Consider the following 16,578-nt stretch of genomic DNA (forward strand, 5'->3'; position numbering starts at 1 on the left):
TTATTGATTTACATTTTGAATATACGATAACTCTTATAAAATAAGAATATATAAAAATTTCCAGAAGAATATGATCCAAAATCTCCACCCTATCCTACTCAATGCAACATTCCCCGAACTGCTCACCATGTTTGCAGCAGCACTCGGTTGTGGCTTACTCATTGGGTTAGAACGCGAACGCAGTAAAAAAAATGGACAACATCACCATTTTGCAGGCGTGCGTACCTTTGGTATTTGCGCATTACTCGGTGCAATTTGCTTCTTATTGGGCATGAGCATTGCCATTGTGGGTGCACTTATTGTTGGCGGAATAGGCTTATATTCCCTTAAAAACCAAACCGAAGATGACCCAGGTGCAACCACCGAACTTGCCTTCGTCATGACCTATTTTATAGGTGGATTGTGTTTATGGAACATTCCATTGGCTGCGGGTTTATCTGTCATTTTGACAGGTTTACTGATGACCAAACACACTATGCACGGCATTGTCAGTCAATGGATTACCGAAGCAGAACTACGTGATGGCTTGTTCTTATTGGCTTTGGTGTTAATTGCTTTACCACTGACGCCAAATACCGCACTATGGGGCAATGTGCTTAATCCTTATGTGATTTTAAAATTATTGATTTTAATTTTAAGTGTGCAAGCTTTGGCACATATCGCCAAACGCTTACTTTCAAGCAGCAATGCCCTCATGTTATCTGCGATTGCTTCAGGTTTTGTATCAAGCACCGCGACCATCGCTAGTTTAGGCATGGAAGTACGCGCAGGTCGTGGTGAAGCACGTGTCAATGCAGGTGCAGCACTAATGTCTTGCGTGGCGACTTTAGCGCAAATGTTGATTATTGTGGCAGGTGTCAATCTGATTTGGTTTAAATTATTAATTATTCCAAGTTTGGTCGGAATCACGATTTTGGTTGTCGCGGGTGTGTGGTTGCTTAAACAGCATAAAAGTACGGCAGTGGCAAAGCCAGAAACCGATACCCGTATGTTTAGCCTTAAAGAAGCAGCAATTATTGTGGCAACCTTAACAGCAATTCAAGCCATGGTTTACGGCTTGGATCAAACCCTCGGGGATACAGGTTTAATTATTGGTACTCTGCTCGCCTCTTTATTTGAGGTTCACGCTGCAATTGCAACCGTGGTGATGCAAGGTCCACCAAGTCAGCAAGTACTTTTGTATGCCTTAATTTTAGGTGTGGTGGCACATGCAATTGCTAAATGCGTCAATGCCGCACTCATTGGTGGCTTGCGCTTTGCGCTGTATTTCGCCCCTACCCAAATTTTGCACATTCTGGCGTTGGTGGCGATTTTATATATGCAGGTTTAATCGACAGTGATTAAAACAATATTAAGGATGTGTACCGCGTCCTGATCGACACGGAAACTGACATCAAAGTCTGCAAAATTCATGGTGTAAATTCGTTCAGCATCATCCTGATATGCAGGTCGTGGATCTAAAGACAAGACCTGTTCCAATTCCTGCGCAATTTGTGGTTGCAATACGCCTGCGCTGAGTAACTGATTTTTTTGCGCTTCGGCTGTGTCCATCCATAGCACCGTTTTTCTTATGGGTTCGTCTTGCGCATAGCCACTTTGTGCATCAGGCACGGCATCTGAATATTGAATATAAGGCTTAATATCCAAAATAGGCGTGCCATGCAGTAAATCTGCCCCAGTTACATAAACTCGCAATGACTTACCCACTTTTTTGACCTGTTTAAATTGCACTACAGACAAACCAATCGGTGCAGGACGATACATGCTGCGCGTCGCAAATACACCTAATTTTTGATTGCCACCCAAACGTGGCGGACGTACTTGCGCACGAAAACAGGGGTTTTGCTGTTTCTGTAATGTTTGATGCGTATCGGTTTGGTTTTTATTGTCGTGAAATTGCCATATTAACCATAAATGACTAAACGCTTCGATCCCTTCGAATGCCAACACATCGTTATATGGTGCTTGCATTTCAATATACGATTCGACCTGTACCAGATTGGGTTGACGAGGAATACCAAATTTTTCTCGGTAGGGAGAGTGCATAAATCCGATTATTGGCATTTTTAGATCAGTCTTCATCACTTTTTCTGATAAGCTCAATTAAATATATTCAGTTTATAGAGAATGATTTTAGATTAGAATAGCAAGCTGTTCTAATTTGATAATTTATTGAGACCTTTAATGGCTGCTTTCAACGTCGAAAAGATTACTCACGTACACCACTGGAATGACACTTTATTCAGTTTTAAAACGACTCGTGATACTGCACTACGTTTTAAAAACGGTCAATTTGTGATGATTGGTCTAGAAGTCAATGGCAAGCCTTTAATGCGTGCTTACTCGATTGCCAGTGCTAACTATGAAGAAGAACTTGAGTTCTTCTCAATTAAAGTACCTGATGGCCCTTTAACGTCTATTTTACAAAAAGTAAAAGTGGGTGATGAATTACTGGTTTCTAAAAAACCAACAGGCACTTTGGTGCTGGATGATTTAAATCCTGGTAAAAACCTATACTTGCTTTCTTCAGGTACAGGTCTAGCTCCATTTTTGGCGACCATCCGCGATCCTGAAACTTATGAACGCTTTGAAAAAGTAATTGTGGTTCACGGTACACGTTTCATTTCTGAATTAGCTTATCAAGATTTAATTCAAAATGAATTGCCAAACCACGAGTTTTTCCAAGAACTTGGTATTCGTGAAAAACTGGTGTATTACCCAACCGTTACACGTGAAGAATATCCAAACCAAGGACGAGTGACCACGGCTATTGATTCGGGTGAACTCTTTGAAAAAATTGGTTTACCACGTTTTAACCCTGAAACTGACCGTGCCATGTTATGTGGTAGCCCTGCATTCTTAAAAGATGTTGCAGCATTACTTGACCAACATGGCTTAAAAGAATCACCACGTATGGGTGAATTGGGCGATTACGTGATTGAACGTGCTTTCGTTGAAAAATAAGAGCTGTTGAATCTAAAAAACCGAGCTAAATAGCTCGGTTTTTTTGTCATTGGCATCAATTAACGTACGCTACGACCTTCTTGGTTAGCACGTCCTTCACAGTGTGCACCGCCGCCAATTACAAACCCACGCTCTGCCTGACATGAACCAATCATACGACCACTCGAATCATACGTTGTCACTTTTGAAGCACAACCTGTCATCAAAATAGCCGCCGTTAATGCGATTAAACTAGAAATTTTCATTGTATTACCCCTCTAAAAAATTAGTCTTGTTGCAGTGAAATCTGCGAATTATTTGGTATGGTCGGCAAGAAACCCGTGCGCTCATCTACTTTAGAATAGTTAATGCCTTGTATGTTGGCACCACCATAACACACAGCTTTCGCCCCCAAAATAAAACCCTGTGTAGCAACACATGAACCAATCACTTGCCCTGCAGTATCATAAGTCACTACTTTAGAACTACAGCCAGCCAAAGCAATTAAGCTTGCTATAGAAAATAAGTTAATTAGTTTCATTTAACCCTCAATTTAAAAAAAATTAAATATTATTCGTCGTGAAAATTCTTTTTAAACACATCAATTTATTTTTAATTTTAGTTATATATTATTTTTTTGTAAATAACAATTTGAAATAACTTATCGTTATTTTCACTTCAAATTTTAAAATTGTTGCGACTACAAAAAATTAAAAGCACTCCATCTATATTACTCAGATCAGATGGAGTGCTTTTTACGTTTATTCTTTACTCAGGTACATTCATTCTTCGTTCAACCAACGCTTGCTGAATCACATGATACCCCGCTGTTAAGCCCAAGCTTGCCATAATCACGGCTACAACAAGGTCTGGAATCAAACTGCCCGTACCAAATACACCCACTGCCGCCAAAATAACTGCGAAATTACCAATCGCATCATTACGGCTACATAACCACACCGATTTCATATTCGAGTCGCCATCACGAAATGCATATAAAATCAATGCAGTAACCCCATTGGCTAATAAGGCAATAATCCCAATAATACCCATGGTGATGGCTTCAGGTGGAATACCTTGTATATAGGCATAGATGACCTTGCCCATCACGACCACACCAAACAATGCCATAGTGATGCCTTTGAGCAAAGCCACAGTAGCGCGCCAATATAAACTTGCACTTAACACCGCAAGTGAAATCCCGTAATTGACTGCATCACCAAAGAAATCCAGTGAATCTGCCCACAGGGATGATGAATGGGCATAGGCACCACCAATCAACTCGACAAAAAACATGCTGAGATTGATCACCAATGCGATCCATAACGCGGTTCTAAATTTACTATTCGGTTTGATTGGCGCAGGCTCATGACTACACGTACATGCCATAGACACACCTTCTTTCAAAATGAAACTGTTTCGATTATGCTCATTTAAAACTATAGACTTAGTCCAAGGTCAAGCATGGCACAATATTTAATTCATGAACTGGCTAAAAAAGTTGGTGTCAGCACAGATACAATTCGCTTTTACGAAAAGAAACACTTACTCACCCCAAGCTTTCGTGCCGAAAATAATTATCGCTATTACAATGATGATGCTCTCAAGCGTTTGATTTTTATTAAGCGTTGCCGTGCTTTAGATATGAACTTAAAAGAAATTGAAGCCTTAATTGAATTAGAAAAACAGCCGAAACAAAACTGCTGTGCCGTGAATGAATTGATTGATGAACATTTAAGGCATGTAGAAGATAAAATTGCCGAGTTGCAGCATTTTCATCTACAACTTCAGCAACTTAGACAAGCCTGCACCACCCAAACGACCATTGATGATTGTCAGATTTTAAAACGACTTGAAGCTGAATAATCGCTCTCTAAGCCTTTTGTAATGCAGTATTTGCGTATTTAAAATTGAATTATAAACACTTCTGATTAACACGCTTCGACAACTGCTCGGCAGTTTCCACACGTTCAGAATAACGATCTACCAAATATGCAGCTTGCCCGCGAGTCAGCAAAGTAAATTTATATAACTCTTCCATGACATCGACAATGCGGTCGTAATAGCTAGACGCTTTCATGCGACCATCTTCCTCAAACTCTAAAAAGGCTTTAGGAATAGAAGACTGATTGGGGATGGTGATCATCCGCATCCAACGTCCTAAAATACGCAATTGATTGACGCTGTTAAATGACTGCGACCCGCCACACACTTGCATTAATGCAAGTGTTTTACCTTGTGTGGCACGAATTGCACCCGCAGCAAGTGGAATCCAGTCAATTTGTGCTTTAAAAATTGAGCTCATTGAACCATGACGTTCTGGGCTACACCAAACCATGCCTTCTGCCCACGCCAACAATTCATGCAGCTCTTGAACTTTGGGGTGTGAAGCATCACCATCTTCAGGTAAAGGCAAACCTTTAGGATGGAAAATTTTGACCTCAGCACCAAAGTGCTCCAAAATTCTGCCTGCTTCTTGTACCGCCAAACGACTATAAGAACGCTCACGGTTTGAACCGTACATCAATAAAATTCGTGGCGGATGGTTCAACGGCTTTGCCTGCACCTGTTCAAAACTTGGTGTAGGCAATAAATCTAGATCAATATTGGGTAATAACATGCTGCATACTCTTACAACTAAAATGGGCAACGCATGCCCAGGTTTTTATCTTAAACCTCAAAATGAATAAAATTACTTTGAACTGACAATCGACTCATTTTGATAAAACTTTTTACGCAGCCATAAGGACACACTCACCAAAGCAATTAACACGGGCACTTCAACCAAAGGACCAATAATCGTGGTAAATGCAACGGGAGAAGCCAAGCCAAAAGTCGCAATGGCAACGGCAAGTGCTAACTCAAAATTATTCCCTGCTGCGGTAAAGGAAATGGCTGTCGTGCGTGGATAATCATTGCCCATCCATTTGCTCATAAAGAAGCTAATAAAGAACATGGCAACGAAGTAAATAATCAATGGAATGGAAATGCGTAAAACATCCATCGGCAAGCTCAGTACTTCTGCGCCTTTTAGTGCGAACATCGCCACAATGGTAAATAGCAATGCCAACAGACTAAATGGGCTAATTTTGGGTAAAAAAGACGTTTGATACCAATCTAAGCCTTTGCTTTTCACTAAAATCAAGCGTGTTAAAAAGCCCATCAAAAAAGGAATACCCAAATAGATTAAAACAGCTTGGGTGATTGTCCAAAAACCAACATCAATCACTTGTCCTGCCACGCCAAAATACGGCGGCAAGAAACTCAGAAACAGCCATGCATAAGTACTAAAGAATACAATCTGAAAAATACTGTTAAACGCAACTAATGCAGCCACGTATTGGTTATCACCACAAGCCAAGTTGTTCCAGACCAAGACCATCGCGATACAGCGTGCCAAACCAATTAAAATCAAACCTGTCATATATTCAGGATAATTTTGCAAGAAAATAATTGCCAAAGCGAACATCAAACACGGAGCAATCAACCAGTTCTGTACTAAAGACAGCAACAAAGTTCGACGGTCTTTAAACACTTCTGGCAAAGCTGCGTAATCGACTTTTGCCAATGGTGGATACATCATCAAAATCAAACCAATCGCAATAGGAAGATTGACTGTGCCCACGCTCATTTGATCTAAGCTTGCTGATACTGCAGGAAATACCACGCCAATCGCAACACCTAGCCCCATGGCAATAAAAATCCATAAGGTCAAATTACGATCTAAAAAAGAAAGTTTGGACTGTGCCATGTGCTTACTCGCAATGTGTTGCAATTGTAGGGTTGATGTGCGTCATCGGGCTGACATCTTGCTGCGAGATAATATTTAAAACAGCAAGCGCCCATTCGGGTAAATCAGGGTTCAAACGGTAATACACCCACTGCCCTTGACGTTGATCGAGCAAAATAGATGAGTTGCGTAACAACGCCAAATGACGTGATATTTTCGGTTGATTTAACTGCAATTGTTCTGTCAATTCGCACACACAAATATTGTGTTGAGCCATCACCAATTTCAGAATGTCCAGTCGTGTTGGGTCTGACAAACATTTAAAAAAATCAGTTTGATTCATTTTTTTTCTGCACTTCAATATTAACTATTGCGAATATACGCATATCCATATATAAATGCAATATTGAATTTTATCGACCTAAAACGAGTCACTACGCATGAGTAACAGCATCAAAATTTTTCATAACCCTGCCTGTGGGACGTCACGCAACACTCTAGAATTAATTCGAAATACAGGACAAGAACCTGAAATTATCGAATATTTAAAAACACCACCTACACAGGCTGAACTTGCTAGCATGATTCAACAAGCAGGTTTAAGTGTGCGCGATGCGATCCGTAAAAATGTAGAACCATACGAACAGTTACAACTTGAAGGCAGCTCACACAGCGATGCAGAATTAATTGCATTGATGGTCGAGCATCCGATTTTAATTAATCGCCCATTTGTTGTGACCGAGTTGGGTGTAAAACTGTGCCGCCCTTCTGAACTGGTCTTAGATTTACTCAGTCAACCACAACTAAAAAGCTTCAGCAAAGAAGATGGTGAAGTGGTGATTGATGAACATGGGCAACGAGTGCGTTAAAACGCTTTCATCCATCAGAAATTGATTATAAGCAATCTGTCAAATTGGTATTGAAAGTCCCTACTCTTGCGTTTTGTATGGCACAGGATGAGGAACTTTCTATATCAAGATTAGCCCCCAGCGTTTCAGCACGAGTTTTCTTCTGAATCCCGAGCTATTTACTAGGTTGAATCCTAAATTTAGATTCATACAATAAAGCCATATTTCTGCTATTGCTTTTTGATCATGGCCATTTCCCACGTCACCGAACTTCTTTCTCCTGCTGGTTCTTTAAAAAACATGCGCTATGCCTTTGCTTATGGTGCAGATGCAGTCTATGCGGGCCAGCCGCGTTACAGTTTGCGCGTGCGGAATAACGAATTTGATCATGACAATTTGGCAATTGGTATTCAAGAAGCACACGAATTAGGCAAAAAGTTTTATGTGGTGGTGAATATCCAGCCGCATAACAGCAAACTCAAAAACTTTATTCGTGACCTAGAACCTGTTGTTGCTATGCAACCCGATGCACTGATCATGTCTGACCCGGGTCTGATTATGATGGTGCGTGAAAATTTCCCCGACATGCCTGTACATTTATCGGTACAAGCCAATGCGGTGAACTGGGCAACGGTGAAATTCTGGCAAAACATGGGTTTAACCCGTGTCATTCTTTCTCGTGAATTGTCGATTGATGAAATTGAAGAAATTAAAAATAAAGTTCCTGGCATGGAAATTGAAGTATTTGTGCATGGTGCGCTGTGCATGGCCTATTCAGGTCGTTGCATGCTTTCAGGCTATATGAATAAACGTGATGCCAACCAAGGCGCATGTACCAATGCCTGCCGTTGGGAATATAAAATTCACGATGCAAAAGAAGATGAAACAGGCGATGTAATTCCTGTCAAAAATCTTTCTGAAACTGCCGATGCAGATGAACAACACATGCAGGCACAGCATCAATTTAACGAGCCTGTGTTATTACAACGTAATGATGAAGATATGTTTGCTGCTGAAGAAGATGAGCACGGCACTTACTTTATGAATTCTAAAGATTTACGTGCTGTGCAGCACGTCGACCGTTTAACCAAAATGGGCATCCATTCATTAAAAATTGAAGGTCGCACCAAATCTTATTTCTACTGCGCACGAACTGCACAAATTTACCGTAAAGCGATTGATGATGCGCTTGCAGGCAAACCATTTGACCCTGCATTAATGACTCAATTAGAAGGCTTAGCCAACCGTGGTTATACCGAAGGTTTCTTACGTCGTCATGTGCACAGCGAATATCAAAACTACGCAACAGGTTCATCAAATTTTGAGCATCAACAATTCTGTGGTGAAGTCTTAGAACGCAATGGTGACTACATTAAAATTGATGTAAAAAATCGTTTTGTGGTGGGTGACTCTTTAGAATTGATGACGCCACAAGGCAATATCTATTTTACTTTAAGTGAAATTAAAGATAAAAAAGGCAATTTGATTGAAGATGCCAAAGGTTCAGGGCATATTGTAGAAATCCCTGTACCTGCAGATGTCGATATGCATTATGCCCTGCTGATTCGCAACTTACCAAATTCGACTGCAGATATTTCCGCCTCATCCTTGGCTTATCAAGCCAACTAAGTGGCAATAAACTAAACGAGTTTTGCGATGGCACTCCTGATTACCGACCAATGCATCAATTGCGATATGTGCTTACCCGAATGCCCGAATGAAGCGATTTATGAGGGCGAGAAGGTGTATGAAATTGATGTGGCGCGTTGTACAGAATGTGTGGGGTTTTATGACTATCAAACCTGCGTTTCAGTCTGCCCAATTGAATGTATTATTCCGCATCCTCAGCATGTCGAAACCAAAGAGCAACTACAGGAAAAGTTTAATCAGCTAAATTTATTTGGACAAAATAATAAGATTAATTAGACTGAGATGAATCCAACTACAGTAAATCAAACTGGATGTTAAAAAATAAAAAAAGAACTGAATTGTTAGCCGACTCAGTCCTTAAAACCAAACATAGAATAAATAGACTTTTAATACTGTGCGATAACGCAATTTACTGAACATAGCGCCTGAGTATTGGGGAACTCAGGCGCTATCTTTTTAGCGAATACAATTTAAGGATAGTTCATCCGCGTATTCAGATGTATTCGTTCAGACTTATTGACCTGAACGAATGATGTAATCAAATGCTGAAAGTGATGCTTTCGCGCCTTCACCTGTTGCAATGATGATTTGCTTGTACGGTACAGTTGTACAGTCACCTGCGGCAAATACACCTTTTACATTAGTTTCGTTGCGCTCATTAATCACAATCTCACCACGATTCGTCAACTCTACTTTTGACGCTTTTAAGAAATCCGTATTTGGTAATAAACCAATTTGTACGAAAATTCCTGCAAGCTCAACAGTATGCTCAACATCTGTCGCGCGGTCTTTATATTTCAATGCAGTCACTTGCGCACCATCACCAATCACTTCAGTCGATAATGCATTGGTAATTACAGTAGTATTTGGCAAGCTGTTCAATTTGTTTTGCAAGACTTGGTCTGCACGTAATTTAGTATCAAACTCGACCAAAGTCACATGCTCTACAATCCCTGCAAGGTCAATCGCTGCTTCTACACCTGAGTTACCACCACCAATCACTGCAACACGTTTGCCTTTAAATAATGGGCCATCACAGTGTGGGCAGTATGCCACGCCACGGGTACGGTATTCTGCTTCACCTGGTACATTCATTTCTCTCCAACGTGCACCTGTAGATAAGATCACCGTTTTCGATTCAAGTGTTGCACCATTTTCCAAAGTCACTTCGACCAAACCATTGGCAGTTTCATCAGCACCTCTAATGGCAGATACTTTTTGTAGATTCATAATATCTACATCGTATTCACGCACATGCGCTTCCATTTCTGCCGCAAACTTTGGACCTTGTGTTTTTTGGATAGAAGTGAAGTTTTCAATATCCATGGTGTCCATGACCTGACCGCCCATGCGCTCAGCCACAATACCAGTACGAATACCTTTACGCGCTGCATAGATTGCAGATGTATTCCCAGCAGGGCCGCCACCAATTACCAATACATCAAACGCTTCTTTGGCATTCAATTTTGCAGCATCTTTGCTTGCAGCATCTGTATCTAATTTCGCAACAATCTCTTCCAAAGTCATACGACCTTGACCAATGTGGTTGCCATCTTGGAATACCATCGGCACAGCCATAATTTTGCGCTGCTCAACTTCTTCTTGGAAGAATGCACCATCAATCATGGTTGCTGTTGTGCCAGGATTGTAAATCGCAATGAGGTTCAAAGCTTGTACAACGTCTGGACAGTTGTGGCAGCTCAACGATACGAATACATCAAAGTGAGATGAAAGATTCAATGCTTTGATTTGCGTTAATACTTCATCCGATACTTTTGGTGCATAGCCAGAAGTTTGCAATAATGCCAAAATTAATGAAGTGAACTCATGCCCCATTGGTAAACCTGCGAAGAATACGCGCGGTTGCTCACCTACTTTTGCAATCCCAAAACTTGGTACACGTGCATTGTTACCGTCAAAACGTGCTGTAACTTGTTGTGAAAGTGCCGCAATTTCTTCGACCAATTCTTTAATTTTGGCTGATTTATCAGAACCATCTAAAGTCGCCACAAGTTCGATTGGGCTTTCAAGACGTTCTAATAAAGTTTTAAGTTGTGCAGAAGTATTTTGGTCTAACATAGCTAACGTCTCCAAGGGAGTAAATTTATTTGTTGAGGTTATCTTACGAAAAATAGACACATAGGGGAAACGGTTTATTTTTATATTTATGATCGTTTTTTTGAATGATAGTGAGTTTCAAGTTTACTATTTCATTTAAAATACCTAAAGCTATTCAATTTAGACATTAACATAAAAATTTAATCTCTACCTTAAGCAATTGAGCCTAATCAAGTTTTTATTCAAGTTGTTGTTGAATCCGCTGAATACGTTGCTGTAGATGGCGTGATAAAAACCACAGTACCGCAGACAGTATCAACATAAGCGCCATAACTGCAAGATTCATATAATAAACAAGCGTATTTAATTGCTGTGCTTGCTGCACTTGTTTCTGTACGCTTTGCGCCATAGGTGTTAAAGCTTTGCCATAAACTTGCTGTTGGATCGTCCACAATTGTTCAGGTTTAAAGCCATATTGTAAAAATTCCGGATCTTGCTGCTCGGCTTTGACCAAAGTTAATACTTGTGGAATGGCTGCATCTTTATCTGCAGGATGGTGCATCAATGCTGTTTGCGCCAACAAGTAAGCTTTAACAGGCGCTGCCATGTCTGCATCTTGTAAATAACGCGCCAATTCACTTTCTTGAATGTGCTTTTCATAATGCACAATTTTAGCATATACCTGCTGCGTATCATCTTGTCGGTCATGCTGCACATAACTCAATGCCGACCAGAGTAAGATAAAACTCAGCAACCAAGCTACAAACTTCAAGACAAAGGATTGAAAGCGAATATAGAAAAAACGAATTTTCCTAAGTAGATGAACTAAAACGAATGCACCCATAAACGACACAGACAGTTTTAAAATCAACCAACCAAACCAGCTCAATAAGCTGAAAAAATAATCAGGTTGCTGCCCTAAATTTGCCAAAGTCGCATCGACACTTGCAGGCATGTGTAATTGCTGAACTTCAGTACTTAAACCAAAGAAGCTATAAATCACATCTTGCTGAATAAAAAAGCCAATTGCCGATATAAGCACCATCGTCATAGACAGCACAGCCAAAAAACTGAGCTTTTTTTGGCGCTGTTGTAATCCCACAACACCCGTTTTTAGTTGCTGCGGCTGAATAGCATATTCATCAAGTGCGGGCAAATCCGACTCCTTATCAGGCAAATTGCAGATTAAATGAAGTCATTGTCAAAATGCGTTTATTCACCAGACTGTTGACTTGATCCAATCACCAATTGATTTAGATTCTCTTGTAAAGCCCGTAAACGCGTAGTCGCTTCTGCACGTTTTTGCATTCCTTCTTTTTGTACCTGAATCACATCGTTCACAGTTTTAATGAGGGTATTTTGTACGTGTTCAAGGGTTTCAATATCAATCACCGAACGCTGATTGGCTTTGGCAGTATCCACCGAGTTTTGATGCAATAAATCTGCATTACGGCGCAGTAATTCATTGGTGGCATCATCAATACTGTTGGCCAGTTGCACACTGTTTTTCTGCTCATTTAAAGAAATCGCTAAACTGATCTGATTTTTCCATGCAGGTAAGGTAATGTTTTTAATCGCATAAAATTTATCGACCAACATTAAATTATTGGACTGGATAATCCGAATCATCGGTAAAGTTTGCATGGCAGATTGTTGTAATACCTGCAAATCACTCACTCGCTTTTCTAAATTATTAGCAAGATGATTGAGATCATAAATTTTTTGAGTCGTAGTCTGATCCTGTGGCTGCACGGCAAATTCAGAAATTTGCTGCTGAATTTCCTGCTGTTTTAACTTGCCTGCTGCAATATAAATCCCCAATTGTTTATATTCATCCTGCACACCATGAAACATTTTATCTAGCGTATCTACACGGGTTTTTAAACCATTTTGTGAACTTTCAATTTCTGTGACTAGACTGTCAATTTGCGCTTTGGTGCTGTTAAAGTTTTGATCAAAACTTTGTTTAGCGCCTTTCAACTTATTGAATAAACCACCCAAAAAGCCACTGCTTTTGTTTGGATTTAAAATACTGTTGGTATTTAACTGCTGTGCAACCTGCACCACCTGATTCAGCTTTTGCCCTGTGACATCCAGATCCTTATTTTGCACCAAACCTAAAAGCTCATCGGTATAACTTGACGTTTTAGTGGCGATATTTTTGCCATATTCTGCAACCGAATGATGGCTAAGATCGCTCAATTCTTTACGCGCAGCCAGTACCTCCTGAAAGTCATCAGCCTGTAAGCCAATTTCCTGCAAATTGAGTTGCCGAAATTGTTGTTGTGTCTGTTCATCACTCACTTGCACAGCGATGTTGTGTTGTTCAGAAGTTGTCATATTTCGCCTCTATCTCATCAAAACCATGCCTTATGATTGTGCGGGTTTTTCTAAGGATTTTTTTAACGTCTTAATTAAATGCTCACGACTTTGATCCAGCTTTTCTAGCTGACTGCGTGAGCCACTTTGCTGACTATGTTTGACATGATATTGCCATGCAGGAATGAGTACCTGCTGCGCTTCTTTAAATCGATCTAACAAACTAAAAGAGAGTTGTTGTGAAAGTTGCATTTGGGTAATCGCAATATCATTGCTACTTTGCAAAGTTTTTAAACTATAAATTTTCTTCGCTAGCCGTTCACTAAAATTATCCAAGGGATGCTGATTACGTACAAATCTTGGATATTCCAATAAAAACTCATCGGCAGCTTGAATGTATTTCGCCATTTGCTCACGCAAACCAATGAGCTGCTGAAAACGTGATTGTGATTTCTGAATTTCAATCTGCAGTTTTTGACTCAAACGATCTGCTTGTCCTAACAAATGGTCTAGGTTTTTATAATATTGCACTTGCCCCGCGCCATATTCCAAATCTATGCCTAGCCACTTTTGTAGTGCATTAAACTTACGTTGCTTTAACACTTTTTTAGATTTGCCCAGCGCCTGAATCAACTGCTCAATGGTCACACTCAATTGTTGGGTTAAGTGAGGATCCACTCCATCCAATAAAACTGACTGAGCTTGAATCACCTGATCTGCATAATGATTGAGACGATATTGATCATTCAACAACGGCACTAAATCATTGCGTTGAATAGCCAAAAGCTCTGCACGATCCACCGTAATCTCTTGCAAAGGCAGTAACACTTCAAACTGAGCCATAGACCATCACAACCCTCTTTCATGATTTTATAGTACGTGTTTTTCGGCTAAGGTCATGTAATATTTTGCAATTTTTTATTTCGATCTGCTTAAATGTTTTTTATAGATTCAAATAACATCAGTCATAAGATGCCTGATTCAAAACACCAGCGCATAAAAAAGCCATGATCAACATGGCTTTCAATGTTCCAAACGTAGGATGATAAACTGATAAACAGATTATAAATAATCGCCTTCACGCTCTGGCTGATACAAAATTTTCTCAATTTTGACTTTCATCATGTGACCATCGGGCTGTGGCCATTCAATTTCCTCACCTTCAGCTAATCCTAAAATGGCAGTCCCCACAGGTGCTACCACATTCACCTGCCCTTTCTCACCTTTAAAGTCATGTGGATAAACCAAGGTAATTTCAGTCGGTTCTTTTGCAGGTGCAATGGTAATTAATGCGCGGGTATTCATGCTCACTACGTTGTTCGGTACCTCTTGTGGCGCAACCACTTCAGCACGTGCTAATTCATCTTCTAGATGTTGCATCGTTGGCGTTAATTTAGGTTGATGCTCAAGCATCGTTTCCAAACGGTGCAAATCTTGTTCTGAAATAATAATCTTTGGTCTAATCATTTACTTTTATTCCTGTCATTCTGACAATACTGTCATCATCAACTTGCCTACAATCATATTCAATACGCTTAAGTTATAACAGAAATTCAGCTTATTGAACGAAAAATCAATTTTTTACATCCATAAAAAAAGCCCCCTTGAGGGGGCTTTACTCAAGGCTGTGCTTATTTTGCGTAAACAGGGAATTTCGCGCAAACAGCTTCAACTTTTGCTTTTACAGTATTAATTACTGCTTCGTCACCTTTGCTGTCAAGAATGTCTGCTATCCAACTTGCAAGATCACGTACTTCTGCTTCACCAAAACCACGTGTAGTGACTGCTGGAGTACCAATACGGATACCAGAAGTTACAAATGGTGAACGTGGATCGTTTGGTACAGAGTTTTTGTTTACAGTAATGTGCGCAGCACCTAACCATGCATCTGCATCTTTACCAGTAATATCTTGCTTGATCAAAGAAAGCAAGAACAAGTGGTTTTTCGTACCACCAGATACAACATCATAACCACGTTCAATAAGAACTTCAGCCATGGCTTGCGCATTTTTCACAACTTGTTGTTGATACGCTTTGTATTCAGGCGCCATTGCTTCTTTAAAGCAAATCGCTTTTGCTGCAATTGCGTGCACTAATGGACCACCTTGGTTACCAGGGAACACAGCAGATTGTAATTTTTTCTCAATCTCTTCGTTTGCTTTCGCAAGAATTAGACCAGAACGTGGACCACGCAATGTTTTGTGTGTAGTAGTAGTCGTTACGTCAGCAATTTGCACAGGGTTCGGATATACACCTGCAGCCACTAGACCCGCAACGTGTGCCATATCTACAAATAAATAAGCACCTACTTTGTCTGCGATGTCACGGAAACGCTGCCAATCTACAATTTGGCTATACGCAGAGAAACCCGCAACGATCATGCGTGGTTTGTGTTCAAGCGCTAAACGCTCAACTTCTTCGTAATCAATTTCGCCAGTTTCTGGGTTTAAACCATATTGGATCGCGTTATATGTTTTACCAGAGAAACTTACTTTTGCACCGTGAGTCAAGTGACCGCCATGTGCCAAGCTCATACCTAACACAGTATCGCCTGGGTTAAGTAAAGCTAAGTAAACTGCAGAGTTTGCTTGCGAACCAGCGTGTGGTTGAACGTTAGCATAATCTGCACCAAAGAGTTCTTTAGCACGGTCAATCGCCAGTTGTTCAATAATATCTACGTATTCGCAACCGCCGTAGTAGCGTTTGCCTGGGTAGCCTTCTGCATATTTATTGGTAAGTTTTGAACCTTGAGCTTCCATTACTGCAGGTGAACAGTAGTTTTCAGAAGCAATTAACTCAATATGAGCTTCTTGGCGCGCATCTTCATTGGTGATCGCTTGAGCTAATTCTGGATCAAATTCGGCAATAGAAATATTGGCAAACATTAGCGAGGTCCTATTAATTTAGGGCTTTTAAGCCGTGCTAAGATTGGCGCGTATTGTAGCATAAAGTTTGTGAACTGAGAGAATGAACTTTTCTCAGTTTTACATAAAAATAGCTCATGCTTCAGATAAAACACGAGCTATTTCA

At 40.3% G+C, this 16,578-nt stretch carries 19 protein-coding genes; 6 read left to right on the top strand and 13 right to left on the bottom strand.

What is annotated here, in order from left to right; genetic code table 11:
• Window positions 1-70: 70 nt before the first annotated feature.
• The gene (locus LZP46_RS09310) at window positions 71-1,330 is read left to right on the top strand and encodes an MgtC/SapB family protein (RefSeq protein ID WP_236093673.1); all 1,260 of its coding nucleotides are present in this window, start codon (window positions 71-73) and stop codon (window positions 1,328-1,330) included.
• On the opposite strand, the gene tsaA is transcribed toward LZP46_RS09310, so the two are convergent.
• The gene (gene tsaA / locus LZP46_RS09315; RefSeq protein ID WP_236093674.1) at window positions 1,327-2,082 is read right to left on the bottom strand and encodes a tRNA (N6-threonylcarbamoyladenosine(37)-N6)-methyltransferase TrmO; all 756 of its coding nucleotides are present in this window, start codon (window positions 2,080-2,082) and stop codon (window positions 1,327-1,329) included. The genes LZP46_RS09310 and tsaA overlap by 4 nt on opposite strands.
• A gap of 102 nt (window positions 2,083-2,184) precedes the next feature.
• Between tsaA and LZP46_RS09320 the strand changes: the two genes are divergently transcribed.
• Window positions 2,185-2,964: a ferredoxin--NADP reductase gene (locus LZP46_RS09320; RefSeq protein ID WP_236093675.1), complete on the top strand. Its 780-nt coding sequence runs from the start codon at window positions 2,185-2,187 to the stop codon at window positions 2,962-2,964.
• A gap of 59 nt (window positions 2,965-3,023) precedes the next feature.
• Here the strand turns inward: LZP46_RS09320 and LZP46_RS09325 are convergent, their stop codons facing one another.
• The 3 genes from LZP46_RS09325 to LZP46_RS09335 form a co-directional block, all read right to left on the bottom strand.
• Window positions 3,024-3,209: a hypothetical protein gene (locus LZP46_RS09325; RefSeq protein WP_004972947.1), complete on the bottom strand. Its 186-nt coding sequence runs from the start codon at window positions 3,207-3,209 to the stop codon at window positions 3,024-3,026.
• A gap of 20 nt (window positions 3,210-3,229) precedes the next feature.
• Window positions 3,230-3,484 carry a hypothetical protein gene (locus LZP46_RS09330; RefSeq protein ID WP_019836661.1) on the bottom strand — a complete coding sequence of 85 codons (255 nt, stop codon included), beginning with the start codon at window positions 3,482-3,484 and terminating at the stop codon, window positions 3,230-3,232.
• Window positions 3,485-3,711: 227 nt separating this feature from the next.
• Window positions 3,712-4,332, bottom strand: coding sequence for a cation transporter (locus LZP46_RS09335; protein WP_236093676.1), 621 nt, complete (start codon window positions 4,330-4,332; stop codon window positions 3,712-3,714).
• 75 nt (window positions 4,333-4,407) lie between these two features.
• Between LZP46_RS09335 and cadR the strand changes: the two genes are divergently transcribed.
• On the top strand, window positions 4,408-4,809 hold the full coding sequence (gene cadR / locus LZP46_RS09340) for a Cd(II)/Pb(II)-responsive transcriptional regulator (protein WP_236093677.1): 402 nt from the start codon (window positions 4,408-4,410) through the stop codon (window positions 4,807-4,809).
• A gap of 49 nt (window positions 4,810-4,858) precedes the next feature.
• On the opposite strand, the gene arsH is transcribed toward cadR, so the two are convergent.
• From arsH to LZP46_RS09355, 3 genes are all read right to left on the bottom strand, one after another.
• Window positions 4,859-5,563, bottom strand: a complete 705-nt coding sequence (gene arsH / locus LZP46_RS09345; RefSeq protein ID WP_236093678.1) for an arsenical resistance protein ArsH — start codon at window positions 5,561-5,563, stop codon at window positions 4,859-4,861.
• Window positions 5,564-5,635: 72 nt separating this feature from the next.
• On the bottom strand, window positions 5,636-6,694 hold the full coding sequence (gene arsB, locus LZP46_RS09350) for an ACR3 family arsenite efflux transporter (RefSeq protein ID WP_004972938.1): 1,059 nt from the start codon (window positions 6,692-6,694) through the stop codon (window positions 5,636-5,638).
• A gap of 4 nt (window positions 6,695-6,698) precedes the next feature.
• On the bottom strand, window positions 6,699-7,016 hold the full coding sequence (locus LZP46_RS09355) for a metalloregulator ArsR/SmtB family transcription factor (RefSeq protein WP_236093679.1): 318 nt from the start codon (window positions 7,014-7,016) through the stop codon (window positions 6,699-6,701).
• 97 nt (window positions 7,017-7,113) lie between these two features.
• On the opposite strand from LZP46_RS09355, the gene arsC reads away from it, so the two are divergent.
• The 3 genes from arsC to LZP46_RS09370 all read left to right on the top strand — a co-directional run bounded on the left by arsC (window position 7,114) and on the right by LZP46_RS09370 (window position 9,447).
• A complete protein-coding gene (gene arsC, locus LZP46_RS09360; RefSeq protein ID WP_236093680.1) occupies window positions 7,114-7,542 on the top strand; it encodes an arsenate reductase (glutaredoxin) in 429 nt (142 codons plus the stop codon).
• Between the two features lie 225 nt (window positions 7,543-7,767).
• Window positions 7,768-9,150 carry a prephenate-dependent tRNA uridine(34) hydroxylase TrhP gene (gene trhP / locus LZP46_RS09365; protein ID WP_236093681.1) on the top strand — a complete coding sequence of 461 codons (1,383 nt, stop codon included), beginning with the start codon at window positions 7,768-7,770 and terminating at the stop codon, window positions 9,148-9,150.
• A 27-nt stretch (window positions 9,151-9,177) separates the two neighbouring features.
• Complete coding sequence (locus tag LZP46_RS09370; RefSeq protein ID WP_236093682.1) at window positions 9,178-9,447, top strand: YfhL family 4Fe-4S dicluster ferredoxin; 270 nt, start codon at window positions 9,178-9,180, stop codon at window positions 9,445-9,447.
• A gap of 237 nt (window positions 9,448-9,684) precedes the next feature.
• Here LZP46_RS09370 and ahpF read toward each other — a convergent pair whose 3' ends face one another.
• From ahpF to glyA, 6 genes are all read right to left on the bottom strand, one after another.
• Window positions 9,685-11,250 (bottom strand): alkyl hydroperoxide reductase subunit F, encoded by a 1,566-nt coding sequence (gene ahpF, locus LZP46_RS09375; RefSeq protein WP_236093683.1) that lies wholly within the window; start codon window positions 11,248-11,250, stop codon window positions 9,685-9,687.
• A 217-nt stretch (window positions 11,251-11,467) separates the two neighbouring features.
• Window positions 11,468-12,385 carry a hypothetical protein gene (locus LZP46_RS09380; RefSeq protein ID WP_236093684.1) on the bottom strand — a complete coding sequence of 306 codons (918 nt, stop codon included), beginning with the start codon at window positions 12,383-12,385 and terminating at the stop codon, window positions 11,468-11,470.
• A 56-nt stretch (window positions 12,386-12,441) separates the two neighbouring features.
• On the bottom strand, window positions 12,442-13,569 hold the full coding sequence (locus tag LZP46_RS09385) for a toxic anion resistance protein (RefSeq protein WP_236093685.1): 1,128 nt from the start codon (window positions 13,567-13,569) through the stop codon (window positions 12,442-12,444).
• A gap of 30 nt (window positions 13,570-13,599) precedes the next feature.
• A complete protein-coding gene (locus LZP46_RS09390; protein WP_236093686.1) occupies window positions 13,600-14,391 on the bottom strand; it encodes a tellurium resistance protein in 792 nt (263 codons plus the stop codon).
• A gap of 219 nt (window positions 14,392-14,610) precedes the next feature.
• Window positions 14,611-15,015 (bottom strand): nucleoside diphosphate kinase regulator, encoded by a 405-nt coding sequence (rnk, locus tag LZP46_RS09395; RefSeq protein ID WP_236093687.1) that lies wholly within the window; start codon window positions 15,013-15,015, stop codon window positions 14,611-14,613.
• Window positions 15,016-15,179: 164 nt separating this feature from the next.
• Window positions 15,180-16,433 (bottom strand): serine hydroxymethyltransferase, encoded by a 1,254-nt coding sequence (gene glyA / locus LZP46_RS09400; protein WP_236093688.1) that lies wholly within the window; start codon window positions 16,431-16,433, stop codon window positions 15,180-15,182.
• Between the last annotated feature and the right edge of the window lie 145 nt (window positions 16,434-16,578).

This window comes from Acinetobacter sp. SCLZS86 (assembly GCF_021560715.1).
Taxonomy (GTDB): Bacteria; Pseudomonadota; Gammaproteobacteria; order Pseudomonadales; family Moraxellaceae; genus Acinetobacter; species Acinetobacter towneri_A.

Bases quoted from the DNA above. Each gene is read 5' to 3' on its own strand.
- tsaA (WP_236093674.1), bottom strand. From the start codon at position 2,082: ATGAAGACTGATCTAAAAATGCCAATAATCGGATTTATGCACTCTCCC.
- arsB (WP_004972938.1), bottom strand. From the start codon at position 6,694: ATGGCACAGTCCAAACTTTCTTTTTTAGATCGTAATTTGACCTTATGG.
- trhP (WP_236093681.1), top strand. From the start codon at position 7,768: ATGGCCATTTCCCACGTCACCGAACTTCTTTCTCCTGCTGGTTCTTTA.
- cadR (WP_236093677.1), top strand. From the start codon at position 4,408: ATGGCACAATATTTAATTCATGAACTGGCTAAAAAAGTTGGTGTCAGC.
- arsC (WP_236093680.1), top strand. From the start codon at position 7,114: ATGAGTAACAGCATCAAAATTTTTCATAACCCTGCCTGTGGGACGTCA.
- ahpF (WP_236093683.1), bottom strand. From the start codon at position 11,250: ATGTTAGACCAAAATACTTCTGCACAACTTAAAACTTTATTAGAACGT.
- LZP46_RS09355 (WP_236093679.1), bottom strand. From the start codon at position 7,016: ATGAATCAAACTGATTTTTTTAAATGTTTGTCAGACCCAACACGACTG.
- LZP46_RS09325 (WP_004972947.1), bottom strand. From the start codon at position 3,209: ATGAAAATTTCTAGTTTAATCGCATTAACGGCGGCTATTTTGATGACA.
- LZP46_RS09310 (WP_236093673.1), top strand. From the start codon at position 71: ATGATCCAAAATCTCCACCCTATCCTACTCAATGCAACATTCCCCGAA.
- LZP46_RS09335 (WP_236093676.1), bottom strand. From the start codon at position 4,332: ATGGCATGTACGTGTAGTCATGAGCCTGCGCCAATCAAACCGAATAGT.
- LZP46_RS09330 (WP_019836661.1), bottom strand. From the start codon at position 3,484: ATGAAACTAATTAACTTATTTTCTATAGCAAGCTTAATTGCTTTGGCT.
- LZP46_RS09370 (WP_236093682.1), top strand. From the start codon at position 9,178: ATGGCACTCCTGATTACCGACCAATGCATCAATTGCGATATGTGCTTA.
- LZP46_RS09320 (WP_236093675.1), top strand. From the start codon at position 2,185: ATGGCTGCTTTCAACGTCGAAAAGATTACTCACGTACACCACTGGAAT.
- LZP46_RS09385 (WP_236093685.1), bottom strand. From the start codon at position 13,569: ATGACAACTTCTGAACAACACAACATCGCTGTGCAAGTGAGTGATGAA.
- rnk (WP_236093687.1), bottom strand. From the start codon at position 15,015: ATGATTAGACCAAAGATTATTATTTCAGAACAAGATTTGCACCGTTTG.
- LZP46_RS09390 (WP_236093686.1), bottom strand. From the start codon at position 14,391: ATGGCTCAGTTTGAAGTGTTACTGCCTTTGCAAGAGATTACGGTGGAT.
- arsH (WP_236093678.1), bottom strand. From the start codon at position 5,563: ATGTTATTACCCAATATTGATCTAGATTTATTGCCTACACCAAGTTTT.
- glyA (WP_236093688.1), bottom strand. From the start codon at position 16,433: ATGTTTGCCAATATTTCTATTGCCGAATTTGATCCAGAATTAGCTCAA.